Below are 25155 nucleotides of genomic sequence, written 5' to 3'. Positions count from 1 at the left end.
TTTTTACAAAACTCTCTATTTAAGGTATCTGTTTTTTCTATAAAAATTCTTAATCTTTTTCTTCTTCAGTTTCTGCGCGATATTGTATAACGTCATCGACTAAACCAAATTGCTTTGCTTCTTCTGCTGTCATAAAATGATCACGATCTAAGGTTCTCTCAATAACTTCATAATCCTGACCTGTATGTTGAACATAAATTTCATTTAAACGTTGCTTCATCTTTATAATATCTTGCGCATGCCGTTCAATATCTGAAGCTTGACCTTGAAACCCACCAGATGGCTGATGCACCATAATACGTGCATTCGGTAATGTAAAACGATGACCTTTTGCTCCAGCTGTTAAAAGTAACGATCCCATAGATGCTGCCTGTCCCATGCAAAGTGTAGAAACAGGAGGACGAATAAACTGCATAGTATCATAAATAGCCATACCAGATGTCACTACACCACCCGGTGAATTAATATAAAGACTAATTTCTTTTTTAGGATTTTCTGCTTCCAAGAAAAGTAATTGTGCACAAACAAGCATCGCCATATTATCTTCAACAGGCCCATTAATAAAAATGATCCGCTCTTTCAAAAGACGAGAAAAAATATCATAGGCTCTCTCACCACGATTAGTCTGTTCAATTACCATAGGAACAAGACTTAATGCTGTTTTCATTGGATTATTCATATTTTTACTTCCGTTCATATAAGAATTATTTTTTACACATTCAATAATTTTATCCATATGCTAACATTGCTCTCTTATGCAAACTACAACCAATTCTCTTTAAACAAGATTAAAATCCTAATGGTTAAAATAGCAATAATAACTTATCTGAAAAAATCATCAGCACCAGGAATACGGGACACTGCCCAATGATAAAAGCTTCCTTTTTGAGGTCTTTGAGTTGTCTTTGCCTTTCTATGGATATGAAATCCTATTAAACGTGAATCTGTAAGCGGTTCAATCCCAAAAGCTGGATTAAAAATATACTCAGTTTTTCGTCCAGTCCAATAATAAAAAGTTTCTTTTTCCTTTGCTTCATGAAAAAAACCATATCGTTTAGCCAACCGTGAAATACCATCATTGCCAAATATCGTAATTCCAAGATTTCTCGGTAAAATTGGTTTTTTTCATCTTTAACCAAAATGGCCTCAAAACACGGCGTTTAAATCCTAACCAATCAGGAATAATCTTTGTACTTGCCCAATAATCCTCAAACACTTTTATAATAGGATTATCAGACGGTAAATAAAGTGCAGAAACGCCTACTTTTACAGAATTTTCTTTTGCAAACCAAACTTTATCAATATCTGGATGAAACTGCTTAACTAGATAGACATCCGTATCCAACCAAACACCCTGCTGATATTTCATCAATATAACGCGAAAAAAATCCGAAAACTGAACAATTGTACACCCTTGTTCACTGTCACAAAAATTTGGATCAAGGCGATAAATTGCTGAACGCGGTAAAATTGATTCAGCATTATGCAATTCAACACCAACAGGCAAATTTTCCACTTTGTCATAACTGAAAAGCTTAACCTTCTGCCCAGTTCTAACCATTGATGACAAACACAGCCTATCAACCAGTCTTAATTGTCCACTATACCCAAAAGTACAAATATCCATAAGCAATGAACGTATCAAAAATATTCTAAACTTACGCGAAATAATTGTTCAACATCACGAACACTATCAGCAAGAGCAAAAATCACTATCCGATCACCAGGTAAAATATGTGTAACTGCTGAAAGCTGTATTATTGTCTTATTACGATAAATCGCACCAATCCTTAAACCATCTGATAACTTAAGTTCTGACAATGACTTACCAATCAATGAAGACGTTTGCATCACTTCAGCCTCAATAATTTCTGCCTGACCATTAAAAACTGAATGAACAGCACGAATACGCCCACGACGCATTTGCTGTAAAATTTTCGATATAGTAACACTATGTGGATTAAGATATGCATCAATACCAACTGTGCGACTAAATTCTTGGTAAGCAACATTATTAATTAATACCATATTGGCTCTGCATCCCAATCTTTTAGAGATAATAGCACTTAAGAGATTAACTTGATCTTGATTAGTCAACGTAATCATTAAATCAGCTTGATCAATTCCAGCTTCCTGAAGAATCACTGGATCCAATACATTACCATATAAAACAGTTGTTTTTTCGAGTTGGTCAGCAATTGTGAGCGCTCTTTCTTTATGCGATTCTATAATTTTTAACCTTAACTTATGCAACCGCTTTTCAATAGCTTGAGCAACATAAAGGCCAATATGTCCACCTCCTGCAATAATCATACGATGCGCATCCTGTTCTTTATGACCAAAAATCCCAACTGCACGACGCATCTGATCACGATCAGCAACGAGATAAATCACATCACCAACGCGTAATTGTGTTTCTGAGTGCGCTATTATTAATTCCGAACCACGTTTAATCCCAGTAACTGTCGTCCGAAGATCTGGAAAAAGCTCCGTTAACTGACGTAAAGGTGTATTAATGACTGGACAATCTTCCATACATTCCAAAGCTAACGCAACAATATCATCATTACAAAAATAAAGAACATCTATTGCACCAGGTAAAGCAATACGGCGCAAAACCATTTCCCCCACTTCAACTTCTGGTGAAATAACCACATCAATGGGGATATTCTCTCTAGTAAAAAGCGTTTTATAGCATGGTTCTAAATAAGATTGTGAGCGAATACGTGCTATTTTAGTTGGAACATTGAACAATGAGTGTGCTACCTGACAAGCTACCATATTGACTTCATCAAATAAAGTTACCGCAATCAGCATATCAGCTTTATCTGCACCAGCAGCTAAAAGCACCTCAGGCTGTGAACCATGACCAATAAAGCCTCTCACATCCAGCGTATCGCTAATTTTCTCAACCAATTTTGCTTCAATATCAATAACAGTCACATCGTGATTCTCAGCAGCAAGACGCTCGGCTATCCCATAACCAACCTGTCCTGCTCCGCAAATAATAATATGCATACTCTATGAAACTCCAAGTGTTTTAAGCTTACGATGCAAAGCTGAACACTCCATACCTATAAACTCAGCTGTACGCAATATATTCCCACCCAAACGCCCAATCTGTGCCACTAAATACCTTTTTTCAAATAATTCTCGTGCTTCACGTATATGAAACTCCAAGCGTTTTAAGCTTACGATGCAAAGCTGAACGCTCCATACCTATAAACTCAGCTGTACGTGATATATTCCCACCTAAACGCCCAATCTGCGCCACTAAATACCTTTTTTCAAATAATTCTCGTGCTTCACGTAACGGTAAATCCATTATGCTCTCATCTGTATTTATCTGAAAACATAGCAAAGAATCGCTTACTTCAGTAGGAAGAAATTCTGCCGTTATTGGACCATCACCATCACGTGCAAGAATAAGAAGACGTTCAATATTGTTGCGTAACTGCCGCACATTACCTGGCCAAGCATGCGTTTGCAAAATAGTTATGACATCATCGCTAATTTCACGTGGCTTAATACCGACCTGCTGTGATATTATTCTAACAAAATGACGCACAAGCTCTGGAATATCTTCACGATGGGCAGAAAGTGGTGGAACTGCAACGGGAACAACCGAAAGACGATGAAAAAGATCTTCTCTAAAGTACCCATCAGAAATAAGATTTTCAAGATTTTGTGCTGTTGATGAAATTACACGAACATCCACTTTAACACGTTTTGTACCACCAACCCTTTCAAATGTCTGATTTGTCAATACTCGAAGAATCTTACTTTGAGTCTCGCGAGGCATATCAGCAATTTCATCAAGATATAGTATTCCGCCATGAGCTTCTTCTAATGCACCGATCTTGCGCTCACCATCTTCCCTTTCGTTGCCAAACAATTCTATTTCTACTCTTTCTGGGGTAATCGTTGCTGCATTGATTACAACAAAAGGGCCATTCGAACGTGCTGACAGTGCATGAATAGCACGTGCCACCATTTCTTTTCCTGCACCTGAAGGGCCACTAATCATAATACGACTATTGGTTGGTGCTACTTTTTCTATGGTTTGACGTAAATGTTTCATAACGGACGATGTTCCAATTAATTCTGGTGTCTCGCTTGAACGCTTTCGTAATTCTGAAAGCTCTCGTTTTAATTTCGAATTTTCAAGAGTCCGTTCAGCAACCAATACAAGCCGATCAGCTTTAAAAGGTTTTTCAATGAAATCATACGCTCCTCGTTTTATAGCAGAAACAGCCGTTTCAATATTACCATGACCGGATATCATAACTACTGGAAGAGTAGGATATCGTGTTTTAATTTCATCAAGCAGCGTTAAACCATCAATACGGCTTCCCTGTAACCAAATATCTAAAAAAATTAGCTTTGGGATACGCTCATTAATTTTCGCTAACGCTTCATCGGAGTTACATGCAACACGCGTTTCGTAGCCTTCATCATTTAAAATACCAGCAACAAGCTCACGAATATCCACCTCATCATCAATAATTAAGATATCTGATACCATCTTATCCCCCTATTTTATGATTCGTAGCTTGTGCAATACCATCTTACTTAACCCCATTTGCTGGAAATACCAAACGAATCATTGCACCACGACCATCATAAAAATTTTTTGGTGCATCATGTAGTTCCATATAACCACCATGATCTTCAATAATTTTTCGTACAATGGCTAATCCAAGCCCTGTTCCTTTTTCTCGCGTTGTTATATAAGGTTCCAATAATTTTTGCCTTTGCTCTTTAGGAAGTCCTTTACCATTGTCAATAATATCTACAATTAAGCATTCTTCTTGATGATAAGAACGTACAAGGATATGACCATGAATACCTTCTTCTCGTGCGATTGAATCGATAGCCTCGCTAGCATTTTTGATAACATTGCAAAAAGCTTGAACAATGAGACGATTATCAAATGCACCGACAAGTGGTACACTTCCTAAATCTTGCTCAAAATAAATATCATGTCGTGTAACTTCTATCAAGAAACATGCTTCACGTAGTAATTCACGTATATCTAAAATACGTATTTTTGGTTTGGGCATACGCGCAAAAGAAGAAAATTCATCAACCATACGCCCAATATCTCCAACTTGTCGAATAATCGTATCGATACACTGCTCAAAAACTTCCTTATCCTGTGTGATAATTTTATTATAACGTTTACGAATACGTTCAGCTGATAGCTGAATAGGTGTAAGTGGATTTTTGATTTCGTGTGCAATGCGACGTGCAATATCTGCCCAAGCAGATGAACGCTGCGCTTCAACAAGATCTGTAATATCATCAATCGTCAAAACCCAGGATTGACCCTGCCCATCATCCTCTTCCATAGTAATTTGCACATTAAAAACACGTTCTTTTCCAGCAACACTTAAACTTACCTGTTCACGATGATTTTTACGACCTAATGAACGTGCAAATTTAAAAACCTGCCCAATTTCAGCACTTAATGATAAAAGACTGCGTCCAATAACTTGTTCAGAACGAACACCAAACATTGCTTCAATAGACCGATTAATAATTGTAATATCACCATTATCGCCGATCCCAGCTACACCCGCTGTTACACCAGATAAAACAGCCTCAGAAAAACGTCGCCTCTCATCAATTTGGTCACGCACTGCGATCAATTCATTGCGCCGACTCTTTAGTTCACTTACCATATAATTGAAAGTTTTTGATAATTGTCCAAGATCACCATCCCGCGCGCGTACTGGTACAAAAACTTCCATATTCCCAGCAGCCACATTATCAGCTGCACTAATAAGAAGACGAATAGGACGCACTAAGCGATCAGCAACAGCAATACCGGCCCAAATAGCCGATAAGAATAAACTAAAAAAAAGACAAAGATAAAGTGTACCAAATGCGATTTGCATCGGCAAACGATTTTCATTTAAATCACGATAGTGATCTGTATTAACTTCCGTTAAACGTAAAGCAGACAAAACATCTTCATCAATGTCACGTACCAAGTATAAAAATGTATTTGGAATATTGGTAAATTTTAAAATAATACCAAAATAATCGTGAACCCCAGGTTGAAAAGAAAAAGGCCTCGTGCTGGTTGCACGCTCAATAAGATTGGATGGTGGGATAGGTAATTTATCCTCATCACCAAGATCGCTTGATATAAAAACAGCTCCACTTGAACTCAACAAAAATGCACCACGAAGATTGCGCCCTGCAGCATGACGTGTCAATTTTATTCTATATTCAACTGGATTACGCTCTAAAAGCTTTTTATTATCGAGTGCAAATGCCATAGCATAGGATAAATTTTTCAAATTTTGAAGCATCTCATCCGCATAAGCATTTGCTAAATCGATAGAAGAATTAACAATTTGCCGAGTCGTCGTATCAAACCATCGATCAAGACCTAAATTAAGAGCAGGCCCTGATACGAGTGCGACAGCAACAGCTGGAACTGTTGCAACAAGCGCAAACAACGAAATAAGACGTACATGAAGACGTGAGCCAGCACGTCTTAATCGCCACGCACGAATAATAGGAATTATTTCATAAAAGACAATTATTACAAGCCCCAAAACCCAAATGCTATTAATCCCTATAAGGATTAGCGTTACAATTTTACTGGGAACAACAGGGGTTAGGCCAATAAGAATGATAAATGATACAGAAGCCGTTAGCAAAGCTAATACAATGATTGTGATACCTAAAAACGTATACATTTTACTTAAATGATATAGCTCATCATTATAAGTGTCTTGATCTATGTTTTTGAGATTTGTCACAGATATTGTATTCATAGTCAGTTTACATTATTTTATCCTATCTTTTCCATATAACCTCTTGTAACAAAAATTGACAATACCAATGCTGTATTTAAAATACAGCTAATCTAGTAAATAAAAGAAAAACTTCTACATTTTTTAGAATATCTTTAAAATAAAAAGTGTATTGACTATACTTTAATAGGAGGTGAAATGCGGTTAACTAGACAAACAAACTATGCCCTCCGGATGCTCATGTACTGTGCAGGTAATCAGGGATCTCTCAGCCGTATCCCAGAAATTGCTAAGGTACATGCTGTTTCTGAGCTTTTTTTATTTAAAATTCTTCAACCACTCGTTGAGGCAGGTTTTATACAAACTGTACGGGGTCGAAATGGTGGTATTAAATTAGCTAAACCTGCAACCGAAATTTCGGTAGCAGATGTTGTAAAAGTAACGGAAGATAATTTTTCTATGGCAGAATGTTTTGATACTGCAGAACCTAATTGCCCATTAGTTAATTTTTGTGGTTTAAATATTACACTTAAAAAAGCATTAAATGCTTTTTTTGATGTATTATCAGTAACATCCATTGCTGATCTGCAACAAACATCTTTTCCAAATCAATTAAAAATTAATAATCACGAAACAATCAGCTGAAATAATGAAAAAGGAGATTGGATATTTCTATTGCAGCTATAATATTAGCCGCTGGACGCGGTGAAAGAGCAAGACTTTCACAAAAAACGCCAAAACAATATCGACTTTTAGGACAAAAGCCGGTTATTTATCATACCGTGCGTTGTTTTTGGCAACATCCAGCTATCACAACGATAATTTTAGTTATTCATCCAGAAGATCATCAAATTTGCGAACAAGCTATAGCCGATTTTAGGGAGCATATCATAATTGTTGAAGGAGGTGATACACGTCAAGCATCCACCTTACGTGGGCTTCACGCACTAAAAAAAATCAGACCAAAATATGTTCATATTCACGATGGAGTACGCCCCTTCATTGAAAATACACTTCTTGAGCAAATCCATACTACTGTCAATCATAAAGAAGGTGTTTTACCCGCTCTCACCATTTCTGACACCCTGAAACGTGTAAATAATACACACTATGTTTTAGAAACAATTCCACGTACCAATCTTTGTAGTGCACAAACCCCACAGTGTTTCCCATTTGAACGCATCTTAGCTGCCCATGAAAAAGCAATACAATTCTGTAAATATGATTTTACTGATGATTCAGCAATTGCTGAATGGTTTGGTATTCCTATGCGTACTATCCCCGGAAGCCCTAACAACATAAAAATTACATGGCACGAAGATTTTGATACTGCACATTTACATCTCCAAAAAAAAATGCAAATATTCCCTGATATCCGCACCGGCAATGGCTATGATGTCCATTCATTCAAAGAAGGAACTTTTATCACATTATGTGGTATAAAAATCCCTTTTCATAAAAAATTAAATGGGCATTCAGATGCTGATGTTGCCCTTCATGCGCTAACAGATGCTCTTCTCGCTACTCAAGGCGCAGGAGATATCGGTACACATTTTCCTCCTTCTGATCCTCAGTGGAAAAATACATCATCAGAAATTTTTCTACGCCATGCCATTGATATTATTAAACAAGCAGGTGGCCGTATTGTTAATGTTGATATCACATTGATTGCTGAAAAACCCAAAATTAGTTCTTATCGTTATACAATGACAACAAACCTTGTGAATATACTCAAAATTTCACCTGATCGGATTTCCATAAAAGCAACAACAAATGAAAAGCTCGGATTTATTGGTCGTGAAGAAGGAATCGCTGCTCTTGCAACTGCTACTGTTCTTTATCCAGGAGAAATTTCTAAATGATGTATTTTTGTGAAAAGCAAGCACATGCAGTTCTTAAAGCTTGTCGCCAAAATGGCTTAATTTTAACAACAGTTGAGTCTTGTACAGGGGGGCTTATTGCCGCAAATCTTACTAATATTGCCGGATCATCTGATGTGCTTGATTGTGGATTTGTTGTTTATTCAAATGAATCTAAAATGCGTCTTGTTGGTGTATGTGCTGAACTTATAAAAACATATGGTGCAGTTTCAAAAGAAGTTGCTATTGCAATGGCAGAGGGAGGATTAAAATATTCACAAGCTACAATCGCAGTTTCTGTAACAGGAATTGCAGGCCCTGGAGGTGCATGTCTCAGCAAACCTGTAGGACTTGTACATTTCGCCGTTGCTTACAAAAACCGTAAAACTTTGCACACAGAAACCTACTTCAAGAATCTTGATCGTAATGCTATCCGTCATGCAACTGTTGAGAATGCTTTAAAAATGATTCTAAAATCTCTTCAATGATACTTTTCATATCTAATTTAGACTTCATATCAGCGTAACCATAATTCACGAAACCGCAATATTTATTATATAACAAGATCATATTACCGGAAAACCATAAATCTTATGAGCACGCATTTCAAAAGCATCAGTGAATTTACGAAAAGCAACATCAAATATTGAACCCATAACCAGTCCAAGCATTTTGCTTTTAAATTCATAATCAATAAAAAATTCTACGTTACATGCATTTTTATTCTCGATATGATGAAATACCCAGCGATTTTCAAGATATCTGAATGGACCATCAATATATTTAACTTCTATGATATTTTCTCTTGGTTGAAGAAATACCTGAGTCGTGAAAGTTTCTTGGATAGCCTTATAGCCAACTGTCATATCAGCAAGAAGCAATGTTTTTTCCTCACATTCTTTCCGAGAACGTACTACTAAGGCTTCACACATCGGTAAGAATTCAGGATAACGTTCAACATCTGAAACAAGATTAAACATTTCACGGGCACTATGCGCAACCTGCCGATGTGTTGTAAAAGTTGGCATGATTATCTCTGTAATGCAAATTTCTCATCACGTGCTTTTTGCAAAATTTTAAAATCATCTCCTGCATGATGAGATGAACGTGTCAAAGGACTGGAAGCCATATGTAAAAAACCCTTTGCTTTGCCAATCTTTGCAAAAGATTCAAATTCTTCAGGAGGTACAAAACGAATAACTGGATGATGTTTTCGTGTAGGCTGCAAATATTGTCCAATTGTCATAAAATCAACATCTGCAGAGCGTAAATCATCCATCAATTGTAGAATTTCATTTCGTTCTTCTCCAAATCCCACCATAATCCCTGATTTTGTGAAGATTGTCGGATTAAGTTCTTTAACGCGTTGTAATAATCGAATTGAATGAAAATAGCGCGCTCCTGGACGAACTTTTAAATATTTAGATGGAACTGTTTCCAAATTATGGTTAAAAACATCAGGTTTAGCAGCAACAACAATTTCTAAAGCACCATCTTTATGGCGAAAATCAGGTGTAAGAACTTCAATTGTTGTCTTGGGAGATAACAAACGAATAGCATAAATAACTTTTGCAAAATGTTGTGCACCACCATCAACAAGGTCATCACGGTCAACAGATGTAATCACAACATGTTTTAATCCCATTTGAGCAACAGCATCTGCTACACGTTCTGGCTCATTGTCATCAACTGCTAGCGGAATACCTGTTGCAACGTTACAAAATGCACAAGCCCGTGTACATATCTCACCTAAAATCATGAAGCTAGCATGCCGCTGACTCCAACATTCACCAATATTTGGACACCCTGCTTCTTCACATACAGTCACCAATTTATTGGTGCGTACAATGCTATGTGTTTCCTTATATATTTGTGATGTTGGTGCTTTTACGCGAATCCAATCCGGTTTTTTCTGAACGCTTGTATCTGGACGATGCGCTTTTTCAGGGTGACGCAGACGTCTATGCGTAACTTTATCAACAACCGTAACCATTCAAATTCCTACCTTGCAAATATGGAATACTAATGAAACACCACAAAAACAAGATCTTTTATACAATTCAAGCATTAAGCATTTAAAACCTGATCATAAGCATCTAATACACTTTCTTTCATCATTTCCGATAATGTTGGATGTGGAAAAACAGTATGCATCAATTCTTTTTCAGTGGTTTCAAGATTCATAGCAATAACAAAACCTTGAATTAATTCTGTTACTTCTGCCCCTACCATATGCGCACCAAGAAGCTGTCCTGTTTTTTTATCAAAGATAGTTTTAACTAATCCATGATCTTCACCTAATGCGATAGCCTTACCATTGGCTGAAAAGGAATAACGACCAATATGTATATCATAACCAGCTTCTTTCGCCATCACTTCTGAAAGCCCTACGGATGCCACTTGTGGTGTACAATATGTACATCCTGGAATTTTTTTCTTATCAAGTGGATGAATATTCTTTAAACCCGCAAGATGTTCAATGCATATTACTCCTTCTTCTTCTGCCTTATGTGCTAGCATAGGAGGACCGGCCACATCACCAATAGCATAAATACCCTTTACCCCTGTCCAATTCCATTCATCAGTTACAATGCACCCACGATCGGTTTTTATACCTAACGCTTCTAATCCAAGATTTTCAATATTGCCTTGAACCCCAATAGCTGAAATCAACCGATCAGCCATAATTGTTTCTGTCTTTCCTTTAATTTCAATATGTGCAGTAATAGAATTAGAAGCTTTTTCAACTTTTGTTACTTTTGCCTGCGTAAGAATGCGGATACCTTTTTTCTCTAACTGTTTACGAGAAAATATTGAAATTTCAGTATCTTCAGCTGGCATAATGTGAGGCATCATTTCAATAACAGTTACTTTAGCTCCCATATCATGATAAAAAGAAGCAAATTCAATACCAATTGCTCCAGATCCTATTACCAAAAGTGATTTTGGTATTATAGGTGGAATCATAGCTTCAAAATAAGTCCAAATAAGCCTTCCATCTGGCTCAACACTAGGAAGAACACGAGGACGTGCACCAGTCGCAATAATTACATATTTCGCTTGGTAAATTCCCTCCCCGAGCGTTTCTTTAGGAATTGGATTTTGTGGCTGCATAATTTTCTTGGATGTTGAGGAAACCATAACTTCTGTAAACTGACTTCCCTTAGCTTTTCCAGTTAGCTTTGCTTCACCCCAAATAATATCTATTTTATTTTTTTTCATAAGAAAATTAACGCCAGTATTTAAACGTGCAGAAACCCTGCGCGAGCGGGCTACGACATCTTTGATATTGACTTCAATGGAACCATTAAGCTTTATTCCATAATCTTTAGCATGTTCGGCAAAATGCTTTATTTCTGCTGAGCGTAAGAGTGCTTTTGTTGGGATACAGCCCCAATTTAAGCAAATTCCACCTAAATGTTCACGTTCAACAATTGCAGTCTTGAAACCACACTGCGCTGCACGAATTGCAGTCACATATCCGCCAGGCCCTGAGCCAATCACAATTACATCATAAAGATCCGCCAAAGTAACTCCTCCATGGATATAAAAAATAGATACACTCTCTTTTGGCTTAAGATCAAAAACCAACATAACAGAATTTTATCTAAAGATTTATATAGATGCCTTTATCAAATTAAAATAAACGATAATGTTGCCGTTTAAATTCTTTAAATTTTCTTTTCCTATACTAATGTATCACTATCACATACAATTATGTGAAACACTTTTAAATAAATCAAATTAACAGCGCTAATGGATTTTCAATCATCTTCTGAAAAGTTTGAGCTAGTTCTGCTGCTAATGCACCATCAATAGCACGATGATCAACAGAAAGTGTAACCGACATAACTGTTGCAACTGCTAATGCACCATTCTTAACAACTGCACGTTGTTGACCTGAACCAACTGCAAAAATCGTTGCGTGCGGTGGATTAAGAATAGCAGAAAAACTTTTCACACCATACATCCCCATATTTGATACAGCTGTTGTTCCTCCTTGATATTCTTCCATTTTTAGCTTATGTTCACGTGCACGTTTTGCAAAATCCTTCATTTCATTAGAGATAACTAACAAAGACTTTTCCTCTGCATGGCGAACAATTGGTGTAATTAACCCATTTGAAACGGAAACAGCAACCCCAATATCGCAGTGTTTATGATGAAGTATCCCACCTTCAAGCCAAGATACGTTAGCACTAGGAATTGCCTTTAAAGAAAGAGCTACAGCTCTAATAACCATATCGTTAATTGAAATTTTATAAGAAGATTTAAGCCCTTCCTGTGTCTCAATCATCGGAACCGCAGCATTCAATTGTGCACGTAATTCTAATAATGCATCGAGCTCACAATCTACCGTCACATAAAAGTGAGGTACTTTTTGTTTAGATTCAACCAAACGTTTAGCGATTATTTTACGCATATTATGATGAGGGATAAATGTATACTCATCCTCTTTAAATAACTTTATTGTTTGTTCATCAGAAGTACTTGTAGCTACCTGCTGTTTGTTTTGTGATAAATCATGTGTCTCAAAAACACCATCACTTAAGATTTTTTCTATATCTTGCTTGATAATACGCCCATACGGACCACTACCAGAAACAAGGGATAAATCAAGGCCAGCTTGAGCCGCTAACCGCCGTGCTAAAGGAGATGCGAAAAGACGTGTATTCTTTTTATCGCTCTCTATTAATTGCTGAGTTGGCAATAAATGAGTTACTTGTTTTACTTTTTCTACTTTTAAGTCTGTCTGCTTCACATCCTTTGATTCTTTGATTACAAAAGAAGTAGATTCTTCTTCTACAACCTTAATAGCCTCAGCTAAATCTTCACCTTCTTCTGCTAAAATAACAATTAAAGTATTAACTTTAACTCCCTGCGTTCCAGCAGGAACAATAATTTTAGCAACTCTTCCCTCATCGACAGCCTCCACTTCCATTGTCGCCTTATCAGTTTCAATTTCAGCGATAACATCACCAGGAGAAACCATATCTCCTTCTTGAACATTCCATTTTGACAAATTCCCTTCTTCCATCGTAGGAGAAAGTGCAGGCATTGTAATCTTAATAGGCATAGTACTTTCCTCCATTATGCTTTATAAGTCACAACCTTAACGGTCTCGACAATTTCAGCAATGCTGGGCAAAGCTAATTTTTCAAGATTAGCAGCATATGGTAAAGGAACATCTTTACTAGCAATTGTAGCAACTGGTGCATCAAGATAATCAAATGCTTGCTGCATAACACGTGTTGCTATCTCAGTGCCAACAGATGATTGAGGATACCCTTCTTCAATTGTTATTAAACGACCTGTTTTTTTGACTGAAGTAAGAATCGTTGGAAGATCCATCGGACGAATAGTTCGCAAATCAATCAACTCAACGTCAATACCAAGTTTTTCAATTTCTGGTAATGCTTGAACCGCATAATGCATACCAATCCCATACGCAACAATTGTCACATCCTGACCAGATTTATGAAGGCGTGCCTTACCTATAGGTAAAATAAAGTCGTCTACCTGAGGAACATCAAATTTATGGCCATACAAAATCTCATTTTCAAGGAAAATAATAGGATTGTCATCACGAATAGCAGCTTTCAATAAACCTTTTGCATCAGCAGCACTATAAGGCATAACAACCTTAAGACCTGGCACATGACTGTACCATGCAGCATAACATTGAGAATGCTGAGCACCGACACGTGCAGCCGCACCATTGGGACCACGAAAAACTATTGGAGTAGACATTTGTCCACCGGACATATAACGAGTCTTTGCTGCTGAATTAATAATTTGATCAATTGCCTGCATAGCAAAATTAAATGTCATAAACTCAACAATGGGGCGCAGTCCCCCAAATGCAGCACCAACAGCTAAGCCAGCAAAACCGTGCTCTGTTATTGGGGTATCAATAACTCGTCGTGCACCAAATTCTTCTAATAAACCTTGGCTAACTTTATAAGCACCTTGATATTGCGCTACTTCCTCCCCTAATAGGAAAACTGTCTCATCACGCCGCATTTCTTCAGCCATAGCTTGGTTGATCGCTTCACGCACCGTCATTGTAACCATTTGTGTCCCTGCTGGAATATCTAAATCAAGAGTATGAGATTCTGGCATTAACGAAGAAAGAGATGAAGATTCTCTATTAGATTTTTGATGAAGATTCAAAGAATTAGCAGTAGGTAAAATATCCCCAGCGCTTTCACCTTCCTCTAACAATACTGCAATAACAGTATTAACTTTCACTCCTTCGGAACCTTCAAGCACACAAATTTTGCCAATAATTCCTTCATCGACAACTTCTACTTCCATCATTGCTTTATCAGTTTCAATTTCAGCAATCACATCACCAGAATTAACTTTATCACCTTCTTTTTTGAGCCATTTAGATAATTTACCTTCTTCCATTGTTGGCGAAAGTGCTGGCATCAAAATATCAATAGACATACTTGCTTCCCTCGCATCAAACTAAAACATCAGTATAAAGCTCAGAAGCATCTGGCTCCTGATCGCTTTGTGCAAAATCCGCTGCATCAGCAACAATTGCACGCACTTTCTTATCAATAGATTTTAAATCGTCTTCGCTTGCCCAACCTTGTTGCAGAATCCGATTTTTTACCTGATCAATTGGATCATAATCTTCTTTTATTTTCTGAACTTCTTCCTTTGATCGATATTTTGCTGGATCAGACATGGAATGACCACGATAGCGATAAGTTTGCATATCAAGAATAATTGGCCCCTTACCCGAACGCGCCCAAGCAATTGCTTCATCAGCAGCTCCTTTAACTGCTCGTACATCCATACCATCAACAACAATACCTGGAATTTCAAAAGAAAGACCACGACGAGAAAAATCAATATCTGCAGATGCACGAGCAACTGATGTTCCCATAGCATACTGGTTATTTTCAATAATATAGATAACAGGGAGTTTCCAAAGCGAAGCCATATTAAAACTTTCGTAAACTTGCCCCTGATTTGCAGCACCATCACCAAAATAGACCAATGTTACATTATCTTTACCAAGATACTGATTCGAAAATGCTAAACCTGAGCCAATTGGAACCTGTGCACCAACAATACCATGCCCACCATAAAAGTTTTTTTCTTTAGAGAACATATGCATTGAGCCGCCCTTCCCTTTGGAAAAGCCACCTTGACGTCCTGTTAATTCTGCCATAACACCACGTGGGCTCATACCAGCTGCCAACATATGACCATGATCACGATAAGATGTAATGACCTGATCCCCTTCTTTTACTGCCCTCAGTGTTCCAGTAACAACGGCTTCTTGTCCAATATAGAGATGACAAAATCCACCAATAAGCCCCATACCGTAAAGTTGCCCTGCTTTTTCTTCAAAACGACGAATTAAAAGCATTTCTTGATAAGCATCAATTTCCTCTTCTCGTGTAAAATTAGCTATTTGTGCTATCTTTGTTGTATTTGATAATGCAGAATGCACCACCGATGCAGAATTTTTTTTAAGCCGTTCTGCCATATTAAACTCCCTTTTATGATTATTTAGAAATAACCTTTACGAACAAAAGTTACAAGCACTATCAATCAACCTAAATGATACCATAGATAATTGTTTTAAAATATTTTTTTAAATTAAATAATTTTTAATTAACTTTTAATATCGTTAAAAGGAGTTAAAATTGTCAATTCATTTGGTTTAGAAAAGTTTAAATTTCTCCGAACATACTCATCCAGCATATCCTTTTCAATATGCCCGTCGCGTAAAAGAGTAATACGCTTTTCAATAGATATTCGTTCAGCTTCTACTTTACGAAGCTCCCCTTCTAACTCAACAATATGTTTATTAACTTCATTACGTGAATATAATCCATACTCACCATGAAAAACATGATAACTGAAGTAGCTTAAAACTCCTACTGTCATAATTGGCAGGATGAAGCGTACTTTTACTGATCTCCGTTTCTGCTTTGTCCACATAAAATAGCACAATCTTTTAAAATATTTTAGTTCACTATGTGCACAACTTTCATTAATACTTCATTAACAAATGCCTATACCAACGCAAATTAATATCATACCTTGAATGCTTTTATCACAACAAAAATAAGCTATATCATCAACTTTTCATATCTTATTACATCATGCAGTATCTGCTAATTTACGATTTTATCCCCGCTTTTGTCAGAAAATTTCCCTGCAATAATGATTATAAAATCAACAATTGCCCAAATACCAGTAATAGTCAATCCAATAACTGATAAAGATAAAACAAGCATTAAAATTCCAGTCCAAATCCTACCAACCAAAAAGCGATGAATACCGAATACACCAGCAAACCAACAAATAAGCGCTAACATCACTTTTGATTGTTCTGACTGTTGACTTAGCAGTGGAAAAACAGAATTTATGGAATTACCTTCACACACAAAATCAATGGTATCACCAACTTTTGGTGGGATCTTTCCTAACCAATCCCAAACCGCAAATTGATAACGCTTACCATCATCACCTGAGACGAGATAAGTTCCTTGATCCTGGCTAATAATTATACCTCTCATTTATTTACCACCTACAAAATCGCCATTCATACATCATAAAAATAACAGCTTAATATAATGCTTTTTAACTTGTAATTTTATTCCTACTCTTATTAAAGAAATCTCTAACTGTAATAATTACAAAATCAATAAATACTCAAATAAAATTAATAATTAATCCAACAATTAATTATAGCTAAAATCAATATCAAAATACCTATTTTCACTTTATCAACCATAAAACAATAGATGCCTAATGTTCAAAAAAAGAAATAAATAAAAGAATACTACCTTTGAAGTTCCCTGATGTTCACTTTTAAATAACGAGAAAGCAGAACTAATAACATTACCATTACACACAGAATCAATAGAATCGCTAATATTCAGGAGAACCTTTTTAACTAAGCTACAAATGTAAGTCTATAATGCTTACCATCTTACCTAAAACCAGATAAACTCCTTATCCTTAACTAATAACCCTACTTTTCATTTTTATTCCCTATGCAATTTTTACTAAAAATATTTAGTAATAAAAAATTTAATAATAGTACAAAAAACAACGTTTTATGCTTATAATCATTAACGATGCAAAATACCAGCATAACATGCCTGTTCTCCTAGCATTTCTTCAATGCGAATGAGCTGATTATATTTTGCCACTCTATCTGAACGTGCAAGTGAACCAGTTTTTATTTGCCCACAATTTGTTGCAACAGCAAGATCAGCAATAAAGGTATCCTCTGTTTCACCTGAACGGTGAGATATAACAGTACGATAACCCGCTTGATGAGCTATTTCGACAGTATCAAGCGTCTCACTCAACGTACCAATCTGATTAACTTTAATAAGAATAGAATTGGCAACACCTTTTTTGATTCCATCACGCAAACGCACTGGATTCGTTACAAATAAATCATCACCAACAAGCTGACACTTTTGACCAACTGAATCTGTGAGTAATTTCCACCCCTCCCAATCATCCTCAGCCATCCCATCTTCAATCGTAATAATAGGATAAGTTTCAACAAGTTTAGTCAAATAATCTACTTGTTCTTGAACATCACGATATTTCTCTTCACCTTTATAAAAATACAAACCATTTTTATAAAATTCTGTTGAAGCACAATCCAAACCAAGAGCAATTTGTTCACCTGGTTTATATCCACACGAAATTATAGATTCTATAATAAAATCAATTACTTGTTCTGCATTTTTAAATTGAGGAGCAAAACCACCTTCATCACCAACATTGGTATTATAACCTGATTTTTTTAAATATTTTTTCAATGTATGAAAGACTTCAGCACCATAGCGAACTGCTTCTCTGATTGTGGGTGCTCCGATAGGAATAATCATAAATTCTTGAAAATCAATCGGATTATCAGCATGTACGCCACCATTAATAATATTCATCATTGGTGTTGGAAGAATACGCGCTTGTATACCACCGATATAACGATATAAAGGCAAACACAATGACTTTGCCGCTGCTTTTGCAACAGCTAATGAAACACCAAGAATAGCATTAGATCCAAGACGGGCTTTATTCGGTGTCCCATCTAAAGCAATCATTGCTTGATCAATAGCTATTTGATTTCTTGCATCTCGCCCACAAAGTTCTTCAAGAATTTCACCATTTACTGCAGCAATCGCTTTTTTAACCCCTTTACCTTGATAGCGTGCATCTCCATCACGAAGTTCCATCGCTTCATGTGTACCTGTCGATGCTCCTGAAGGAACAATAGCACGACCAAAAACTCCATTTTCCAAATGAACATCAACTTCTACCGTTGGATTACCACGACTATCAAGTACTTCACGCCCAATAATATCCACAATACTAGTCACATGAATTCCCTTATTTCACAAAATATTGATCTATATTAGATACCATAAAACAGAATATCTTTTATATATTTATATTCGATCCACTTTTTTTGACAGATAATCAAATTCTATCAAAGTCTCAAGTAATCTTTGTAAATCATCAATTTTAATCATATTAAGTCCATCAGAGGGCGCATTATCAGGATCTTGATGCGTTTCTAAGAAAACACCTGCAACTCCAATAGAAACAGCTGCACGTGCTAAAATTTCAACAAACTGACGCTGCCCACTAGATGAATCCCCTTTACCACCTGGTTCCTGAACAGAATGTGTTGCATCAAAAATAACAGGGGCTCCAAATGAACGCAAAATGGGCAATGCACGCATATCAGAAATAAGGCGATTATATCCAAATGAAGTGCCTCGCTCACAAAGCATAACATTGGGATTACCACTTTGAGTAATCTTTCTCAAAACATTTTCCATATCCCACGGAGCTAAAAATTGGCCTTTTTTAATATTAATAACACGCCCTGTTTTGGCTGCCGCCACCAAAAGATCCGTTTGACGACATAAAAAAGCAGGTATTTGCAAAACATCCACTATTGAAGCAACAGCAATACATTGCTCTTCTGTATGAACATCAGTCAATACTGGACAACCAAATTCCTTTTTCAAATCAGAAAAAATAGCTATTGCTTTTTCAAGACCAATACCACGCACTGCATTAAGAGATGTTCGGTTAGCCTTATCATAGCTAGATTTATAAATAAATCCAATACCTACCTGATCTGTAATTTCTTTAATACGACCAGCCATTTCAAAAGCATGATCGCGACTCTCCATTTGACATGGCCCTGCAATTAATGAAAGAGGTGCCTCATTTGAGAAAATAGTCTTTCCAACTTTCACAATAGCATTTGGTTTATACATCTTATTCCTCAAAAAAATAAATAACTAAATTTATGAATTAAACCAATCTGCTTTGTTCTATAGTAGCTTCAATAAAAGAAGAAAAAAGTGGATGTGGATTAAATGGGCGTGATTTTAACTCTGGGTGATACTGAACACCAATAAACCATGGATGGTTCACATATTCTATAGTTTCCGGCAAAATACCATCTGGAGATATACCAGAAAAAATCAAACCACATTGTTCTAGCTTATCTTTGTAATCAATATTTACCTCATAACGATGACGATGACGCTCGTAAATTTTTGTCATTCCATAAATTTTAGCGATACGGCTACCTTCTTTTAATTCAGCAGTAAAAGCACCAAGACGCATTGTTCCACCAAGATCTTTACATTCTGTACGTTGCTCAAGAACACCTTCTCTACGCCATTCTTTTATTAAACCTACAATCGGATTTTTTGTCTCACAAAATTCACTCGATGAAGCATTCTCAATATGTGCGATATTGCGTGCAACCTCTATACAAGCCAACTGCATTCCAAAACAAATACCAAAAAACGGAATCTTATGCTCTCGCGCAAATTGGATTGCTTTAATTTTACCTTCTGCACCACGCCCTCCAAAAGCACCAGGAACTAAAATGCCATGAACTTTGCGTAAAGAAGTGGCAGGGTCTTCTTTTTCAAAACGCTCCGCCTCAATCCATTCAATATTAACCTTCACTCTATTAGCTAATCCACCATGTACAATTGCCTCAGTCAAAGATTTATAAGCATCTTTCAAACCCGTATATTTTCCAACAACTGCAATCACCACCTCCCCTTCAGGATGGTGAATCCGATGTGTAATCTCTTTCCAATGATCCAATTTTGGTTTAGATGCTCGCTCAATTCCAAAAGCAGAAAGAACCTCTGAGTCTAAACCTTCTTTATGATATGCCATTGGAACATCATAAATCGTTGGCACATCCAATGCTTGAATAACTGCATTTGGACGAACATTACAAAAAAGTGATAATTTGCACCGCTCTGTTTCTGGAATAGAACGATCTGTACGTACCAACAAAATATCAGGAGTAATACCAATTGATTGTAACTCTTTAACAGAATGTTGTGTTGGTTTGGTTTTTAATTCACCTGCAGAAGAAATATAAGGCATCAATGTAAGATGCACATAAACAACACTTTGCCTTGGTAATTCATTGTATAATTGGCGAATAGCTTCAAGAAAAGGCATCGCTTCAATATCACCAACTGTTCCACCTATTTCACACAAAACAAAATCAAATCCCTCATTTCCTGTAGTAATGAATCTCTTAATTTCATCTGTAACATGAGGAATAACCTGAACAGTTGCACCTAAATAATCACCGCGCCGTTCTCGTTTAATGATATTGCGATAAATACGCCCTGTTGTAATATTGTCTTGGCCATTCGCAGAACAGCCAGTAAAACGCTCATAATGGCCAAGATCGAGATCCGTTTCTGCACCATCTTCAGTTACAAACACCTCACCATGTTGATAAGGTGACATTGTACCTGGATCAACATTCAAATAAGGATCAAGTTTACGAAGCCGTACACGATATCCACGAGCCTGCAACAATGAAGCTAATGCCGCTGCTGCAATACCCTTTCCAAGAGAAGAAACCACACCACCAGTAATAAAAATATAACGTACCATGGGCCTATGGTAATAAGCAGTTTATAATGATTTTTCCAGTAAAAAATACAAAAAAAATAGCTTTTCTTTTATAAAATAAAAAAGGTAAAAAATTACCTTTTTAAAAATTCATATCATCTTGAAAAAGCTATTTTGTATCATTATCAAAAACTGAATTTTCAGGCAAAGGTGGAACTGGACTTTCAACTACAGGAGCTGTAAATTTGTTTTCTTTCTGAGTTGGAATAGAAACACCATCCAACTGTTCTAAAATAGAAGGCTGAGATTCACTATCTGATAATGGCACAATTTCTGAACCATCTTTATTCATCAGATTCTGTTCCGAGTTAACCGGAATACGCTTAAGAATATCAGAACTAGAGTTCGATAGATTCCCAATTACAATAAGCCCAATTGATACTGTAAAAAAACAAATGGCCAAAATGGCTGTCAAACGTGTCAAGGCGTTTTTGGTACCACGTGTTCTCATAAGGCCAGAACCACTGCTAACACCAAGTCCACCACCTTCTGAAGGTTGAATCAATACAACACCAATCAAAGCAATAACAATTAAAAAATGAATAACAATGAGTACTGTTTGCATAAAACCTGCTCTTTGAAATAACTATACTGCAATTATTTACACATAAATTATACATAATCCAAGGGGGAAAAAAATTTCTTCATTATAATTTACGATAAACATCGCAAATAGTTAAAAAATCATCTGCTTTTAAGCTTGCTCCACCTATCAAAGCACCATTAACATGAGCAGTATCCAAAATTTTCAATGCATTGGATGCTTTTACTGATCCACCATAAAGTAAACGTATCTTGCTTCCATTATTACCAAAACGAGAGCATATTTTATCATGGATAAAACCATGTATTTCCTCAATATCTTCTACAGTAGCTGTGTTTCCTGTACCTATAGCCCATACAGGTTCATAAGCAATAATAACATTCTTCTCTGTTGCACCATCTGGCAAAGATCCCTCAAGCTGTTGCGTAAGTACATCTAGTACCTTATTATTTTTGCGCTCCTCCAATGTTTCACCGATACAAACGAGAGCAGTAAGACCTGCTCGCCATGCGGCTTGCACTTTAGCACAAACAATTGTATCATTTTCATGATAAGCTGTACGACGCTCTGAATGCCCAATAATGACATAACTTGCTCCTGCTTCTTTAAGCATAAAAGCTGAAATATCCCCGGTATAAGGACCACTATCAATAAAATGGCAATCTTGCCCCCCTAAGAGAAGATTTTCACCACTCAATGTATCAAAGGCACGTGACAAAAGCGTTGCTGGAACACAAATAAGTGCTTCAAATAAACGACCTAAATCAGAGCTAACACCAGCAGCAATGGCACGTAGCTCTCCAAGAGACTCACCGGTTCCATTCATTTTCCAATTTCCAGCAATCAAAGGCCGAATCTTTGGTGACATCTTTCTATCCTCAGAGCTATCGTAATATATTTTTATCTTTAATTATCAAATTATAAAGCGAAAGCAAGCCTTTAAGCTTGCATATTACGCATCTTTATTGCAAATTCCATTACTGCTTTGATAATAATTATACCAACAAATGGAATTGAACAATGCTTGACATCATAAGAAATGCTACAAATTCTTGGATTGCTAGGATTTTTCTTACTATTTTACTCTTATGTTTCATCCTTTTATGGGGTATACCACAGTTACATACAAAGAAGGAAAGAGATCTTATTACTTCTGGAGAATCCACAATAACTGTCGATGATTATTATCTTGCACTCGCTGATCAAAGCTTGCATTTAGCACTTGCTTCCCATCTTGGACGGATGCTTACACCAAATGAAATGCAACAATACAGAATCCCCGCTTTTGTTTTCAACCAGTTACAACAAGGTGTACTATTTGATGAACAAGTACGTAAAATGAAAATTAATCTTTCAAAGGATGCGATAGCCCATATCATTAGTACAGATAACAAATTTCAAAAAAATGGGATCTTCAGTGCAAATTTATTTCGTAATTATCTTCAGCAATTGCATATCAATGAAAATAATTTCCTTGATTATTACACTAAAAAAGAGAAACGTAATCAGCTCATTTTAGCTTCACTTTCCGGAATGAAAGCACCAGATCTTTTTTATAAGGCACTTGCTTTTTATCAAGAAGAAACACGTATTGCCGATTATCTTGTTATTGATCTAAAAGAAAAGAAAACAATTTCTGATCCCGATGAAGAAACGTTGCAAAAATGGTTTGAAACTCATAAAAAAAAGTTTCGTGCACCAGAATACCGCACCGTTTCTCTATTATCTCTAACACCTGATGAGTTTATAAAATTAAAAGATATTTCAACAGATGAGGTTAGATCTTACTATACTCAAAATATATCACATTTTATGGATCCTGAAAAACGTACAATTGAAGAATTGCGATTCTCCACACGTGAAGCTGCCGATAATGCAGCAAAAAAAATAGCTGATGGATTGAGTTTTGATGATCTGGTAAAAGCTGAAAAAAAGACTCTCAATGATATAAGAAAAGGCCCTCTAGCGGAAAGTGAACTTCCCAGCTATCTGGCATCTGAAATCTTTGAACTTAAACAGGGACAAATTAGTGCTGTGATCAATGATTTAAAAGGCCCTGTTATCGTTCGCGTTATACAAATTACACCTCCAGGCCCTATTCCATTTGAAAAGGTAAAAGAAAATATTCGTCAAACACTTGCCCAAAACCGCGCTGCAGATGATATGCGTAATAATTATACAGCAATTGAAAATGCTCGCTTTGAGGGCGCTTCTCTCAAAGAACTTGCTGACCAATATAAATTACCTTTACGAACTGTCACTCTTGATAAAACAGGAAAAACAATTGAAGGTGTAATTCTTACAGATTTACCTCAAAAAGACATTTTACTGAATTCCATCTATCAATCAAATGAAGGGATTGATCTTGATCCACTCTCTTTAGAAACAGGTGGATATCTATGGTACAAGGTAGATACAATCATCCCTGCCCGTGATAAAACCCTTAAAGAAGTTAAACAAGATGCTATTGACCAGTGGAAGAGTGAAAAAATTCAACATCTTCTCGATGAAAAAGCTAAAAATGCTCTCAAACAACTCACCGAAGGAAAGAGTCTTGTTTCTCTCGCTCATACACTTGGTGTCACAAAACAAACGACACAACCCCTACGGCGTCAAGATTCATCTGAAATCTTTGGATCTGACGGCATTAAAGTATTATTTTCTGGCCCAAAAGGTCATTACGGTGTAGTAAAAGGTTCAGTTCCAACAAACCGTATTATTTATCAAATAAAAGCAGTCACTACACCTAAAGACATCACCGCTTATACCCTTTCACCTGATATTCGTTCTAATATAGACATGATAATAAGAGAAGATTTAAAGCTAGAAATGCTACAATTCGCGAATAAAGAACATCCTTTAAAAATTAATGGCGCAAACTATAATCAAATCTTTAATGCTCTCCAATAAAAATATTGTAAATAATTTTAAATATTTATTTTATGAATTATAGTTGGCATTTCACCTATAGCTAAAAGAGTAAAGTGGGTTTCTTTTTCATTAGTGTCTG

21 protein-coding genes and 2 pseudogenes are annotated in these 25155 nt (G+C 36.4%); 4 read left to right on the top strand and 19 right to left on the bottom strand.

Annotation, left to right across the window (positions count from 1 at the left end; genetic code table 11):
- Positions 1-49: 49 nt before the first annotated feature.
- The 6 genes and pseudogenes from clpP to V4P56_RS01450 all read right to left on the bottom strand — a co-directional run bounded on the left by clpP (position 50) and on the right by V4P56_RS01450 (position 6791).
- Positions 50-679 carry an ATP-dependent Clp endopeptidase proteolytic subunit ClpP gene (gene clpP, locus V4P56_RS01475; protein ID WP_455482328.1) on the bottom strand — a complete coding sequence of 210 codons (630 nt, stop codon included), beginning with the start codon at positions 677-679 and terminating at the stop codon, positions 50-52.
- Between the two features lie 143 nt (positions 680-822).
- Positions 823-1627 (bottom strand): annotated as a pseudogene (locus tag V4P56_RS01470) (hypothetical protein).
- 14 nt (positions 1628-1641) lie between these two features.
- Positions 1642-3018 (bottom strand): Trk system potassium transporter TrkA, encoded by a 1377-nt coding sequence (gene trkA / locus V4P56_RS01465; RefSeq protein ID WP_455482327.1) that lies wholly within the window; start codon positions 3016-3018, stop codon positions 1642-1644.
- Positions 3019-3021: 3 nt separating this feature from the next.
- Positions 3022-3168 (bottom strand): annotated as a pseudogene (locus tag V4P56_RS01460) (helix-turn-helix domain-containing protein); the annotation flags it as partial.
- Positions 3161-4525: a nitrogen assimilation response regulator NtrX gene (ntrX, locus tag V4P56_RS01455; protein WP_455482326.1), complete on the bottom strand. Its 1365-nt coding sequence runs from the start codon at positions 4523-4525 to the stop codon at positions 3161-3163. The gene ntrX and the pseudogene V4P56_RS01460, both read right to left, overlap by 8 nt.
- A gap of 43 nt (positions 4526-4568) precedes the next feature.
- Positions 4569-6791, bottom strand: coding sequence for an ATP-binding protein (locus tag V4P56_RS01450; RefSeq protein WP_455482325.1), 2223 nt, complete (start codon positions 6789-6791; stop codon positions 4569-4571).
- Between the two features lie 177 nt (positions 6792-6968).
- On the opposite strand from V4P56_RS01450, the gene rirA reads away from it, so the two are divergent.
- From rirA to V4P56_RS01435, 3 genes are read left to right on the top strand one after another with little or no spacing between them, the layout of a single operon-like run.
- On the top strand, positions 6969-7415 hold the full coding sequence (rirA, locus tag V4P56_RS01445; RefSeq protein ID WP_455482324.1) for an iron-responsive transcriptional regulator RirA: 447 nt from the start codon (positions 6969-6971) through the stop codon (positions 7413-7415).
- A 17-nt stretch (positions 7416-7432) separates the two neighbouring features.
- On the top strand, positions 7433-8632 hold the full coding sequence (locus V4P56_RS01440; protein WP_455482323.1) for a bifunctional 2-C-methyl-D-erythritol 4-phosphate cytidylyltransferase/2-C-methyl-D-erythritol 2,4-cyclodiphosphate synthase: 1200 nt from the start codon (positions 7433-7435) through the stop codon (positions 8630-8632).
- A complete protein-coding gene (locus V4P56_RS01435) occupies positions 8629-9117 on the top strand; it encodes a CinA family protein (protein ID WP_455482322.1) in 489 nt (162 codons plus the stop codon). The genes V4P56_RS01440 and V4P56_RS01435 overlap by 4 nt, the downstream gene beginning before the upstream one ends.
- Positions 9118-9195: 78 nt before the next feature.
- Here the strand turns inward: V4P56_RS01435 and V4P56_RS01430 are convergent, their stop codons facing one another.
- From V4P56_RS01430 to tpiA, 13 genes are all read right to left on the bottom strand, one after another.
- Complete coding sequence (locus V4P56_RS01430) at positions 9196-9657, bottom strand: type II toxin-antitoxin system RatA family toxin (protein ID WP_455482321.1); 462 nt, start codon at positions 9655-9657, stop codon at positions 9196-9198.
- Positions 9658-9659: 2 nt separating this feature from the next.
- Positions 9660-10622, bottom strand: coding sequence for a lipoyl synthase (gene lipA, locus V4P56_RS01425; protein ID WP_455482320.1), 963 nt, complete (start codon positions 10620-10622; stop codon positions 9660-9662).
- Positions 10623-10696: 74 nt separating this feature from the next.
- Positions 10697-12157 (bottom strand): dihydrolipoyl dehydrogenase, encoded by a 1461-nt coding sequence (gene lpdA, locus V4P56_RS01420; protein WP_455482628.1) that lies wholly within the window; start codon positions 12155-12157, stop codon positions 10697-10699.
- Between the two features lie 211 nt (positions 12158-12368).
- Complete coding sequence (locus tag V4P56_RS01415; RefSeq protein ID WP_455482319.1) at positions 12369-13706, bottom strand: pyruvate dehydrogenase complex dihydrolipoamide acetyltransferase; 1338 nt, start codon at positions 13704-13706, stop codon at positions 12369-12371.
- Between the two features lie 14 nt (positions 13707-13720).
- Positions 13721-15082: a pyruvate dehydrogenase complex E1 component subunit beta gene (locus V4P56_RS01410; RefSeq protein ID WP_455482318.1), complete on the bottom strand. Its 1362-nt coding sequence runs from the start codon at positions 15080-15082 to the stop codon at positions 13721-13723.
- Positions 15083-15098: 16 nt separating this feature from the next.
- Complete coding sequence (pdhA, locus tag V4P56_RS01405; protein ID WP_455482317.1) at positions 15099-16139, bottom strand: pyruvate dehydrogenase (acetyl-transferring) E1 component subunit alpha; 1041 nt, start codon at positions 16137-16139, stop codon at positions 15099-15101.
- Positions 16140-16267: 128 nt separating this feature from the next.
- Positions 16268-16597 carry an FtsB family cell division protein gene (locus V4P56_RS01400; protein ID WP_455482316.1) on the bottom strand — a complete coding sequence of 110 codons (330 nt, stop codon included), beginning with the start codon at positions 16595-16597 and terminating at the stop codon, positions 16268-16270.
- A gap of 176 nt (positions 16598-16773) precedes the next feature.
- Positions 16774-17178, bottom strand: a complete 405-nt coding sequence (locus V4P56_RS01395; RefSeq protein ID WP_455482315.1) for a TM2 domain-containing protein — start codon at positions 17176-17178, stop codon at positions 16774-16776.
- A 558-nt stretch (positions 17179-17736) separates the two neighbouring features.
- The gene (gene eno, locus V4P56_RS01390; protein ID WP_455482314.1) at positions 17737-19005 is read right to left on the bottom strand and encodes a phosphopyruvate hydratase; all 1269 of its coding nucleotides are present in this window, start codon (positions 19003-19005) and stop codon (positions 17737-17739) included.
- 69 nt (positions 19006-19074) lie between these two features.
- On the bottom strand, positions 19075-19917 hold the full coding sequence (gene kdsA, locus V4P56_RS01385) for a 3-deoxy-8-phosphooctulonate synthase (protein WP_455482313.1): 843 nt from the start codon (positions 19915-19917) through the stop codon (positions 19075-19077).
- Between the two features lie 37 nt (positions 19918-19954).
- Complete coding sequence (locus V4P56_RS01380; RefSeq protein WP_455482312.1) at positions 19955-21583, bottom strand: CTP synthase; 1629 nt, start codon at positions 21581-21583, stop codon at positions 19955-19957.
- Positions 21584-21710: 127 nt separating this feature from the next.
- The gene (gene secG, locus V4P56_RS01375; RefSeq protein WP_455482311.1) at positions 21711-22166 is read right to left on the bottom strand and encodes a preprotein translocase subunit SecG; all 456 of its coding nucleotides are present in this window, start codon (positions 22164-22166) and stop codon (positions 21711-21713) included.
- Positions 22167-22248: 82 nt separating this feature from the next.
- Positions 22249-23013 (bottom strand): triose-phosphate isomerase, encoded by a 765-nt coding sequence (gene tpiA, locus V4P56_RS01370; RefSeq protein WP_455482310.1) that lies wholly within the window; start codon positions 23011-23013, stop codon positions 22249-22251.
- Between the two features lie 152 nt (positions 23014-23165).
- On the opposite strand from tpiA, the gene V4P56_RS01365 reads away from it, so the two are divergent.
- Positions 23166-25055, top strand: a complete 1890-nt coding sequence (locus V4P56_RS01365; RefSeq protein WP_455482309.1) for a peptidyl-prolyl cis-trans isomerase — start codon at positions 23166-23168, stop codon at positions 25053-25055.
- Positions 25056-25155 lie beyond the last annotated feature (100 nt).

It is taken from the genome of Bartonella sp. B35(2025), from assembly GCF_053794465.1.
Note: the sequence above shows the minus strand (reverse complement) of the source record. Positions and strands in the feature narration are given on the sequence as shown.

Bases quoted from the DNA above. Each gene is read 5' to 3' on its own strand.
- V4P56_RS01415 (WP_455482319.1), bottom strand. From the start codon at position 13,706: ATGCCTATTAAGATTACAATGCCTGCACTTTCTCCTACGATGGAAGAA.
- rirA (WP_455482324.1), top strand. From the start codon at position 6,969: ATGCGGTTAACTAGACAAACAAACTATGCCCTCCGGATGCTCATGTAC.
- V4P56_RS01365 (WP_455482309.1), top strand. From the start codon at position 23,166: ATGCTTGACATCATAAGAAATGCTACAAATTCTTGGATTGCTAGGATT.
- pdhA (WP_455482317.1), bottom strand. From the start codon at position 16,139: ATGGCAGAACGGCTTAAAAAAAATTCTGCATCGGTGGTGCATTCTGCA.
- trkA (WP_455482327.1), bottom strand. From the start codon at position 3,018: ATGCATATTATTATTTGCGGAGCAGGACAGGTTGGTTATGGGATAGCC.
- lipA (WP_455482320.1), bottom strand. From the start codon at position 10,622: ATGGTTACGGTTGTTGATAAAGTTACGCATAGACGTCTGCGTCACCCT.
- secG (WP_455482311.1), bottom strand. From the start codon at position 22,166: ATGCAAACAGTACTCATTGTTATTCATTTTTTAATTGTTATTGCTTTG.
- ntrX (WP_455482326.1), bottom strand. From the start codon at position 4,525: ATGGTATCAGATATCTTAATTATTGATGATGAGGTGGATATTCGTGAG.
- V4P56_RS01410 (WP_455482318.1), bottom strand. From the start codon at position 15,082: ATGTCTATTGATATTTTGATGCCAGCACTTTCGCCAACAATGGAAGAA.
- V4P56_RS01435 (WP_455482322.1), top strand. From the start codon at position 8,629: ATGATGTATTTTTGTGAAAAGCAAGCACATGCAGTTCTTAAAGCTTGT.
- V4P56_RS01450 (WP_455482325.1), bottom strand. From the start codon at position 6,791: ATGAATACAATATCTGTGACAAATCTCAAAAACATAGATCAAGACACT.
- tpiA (WP_455482310.1), bottom strand. From the start codon at position 23,013: ATGTCACCAAAGATTCGGCCTTTGATTGCTGGAAATTGGAAAATGAAT.
- V4P56_RS01380 (WP_455482312.1), bottom strand. From the start codon at position 21,583: ATGGTACGTTATATTTTTATTACTGGTGGTGTGGTTTCTTCTCTTGGA.
- clpP (WP_455482328.1), bottom strand. From the start codon at position 679: ATGAATAATCCAATGAAAACAGCATTAAGTCTTGTTCCTATGGTAATT.
- V4P56_RS01400 (WP_455482316.1), bottom strand. From the start codon at position 16,597: ATGTGGACAAAGCAGAAACGGAGATCAGTAAAAGTACGCTTCATCCTG.
- kdsA (WP_455482313.1), bottom strand. From the start codon at position 19,917: ATGTATAAACCAAATGCTATTGTGAAAGTTGGAAAGACTATTTTCTCA.
- V4P56_RS01395 (WP_455482315.1), bottom strand. From the start codon at position 17,178: ATGAGAGGTATAATTATTAGCCAGGATCAAGGAACTTATCTCGTCTCA.
- V4P56_RS01430 (WP_455482321.1), bottom strand. From the start codon at position 9,657: ATGCCAACTTTTACAACACATCGGCAGGTTGCGCATAGTGCCCGTGAA.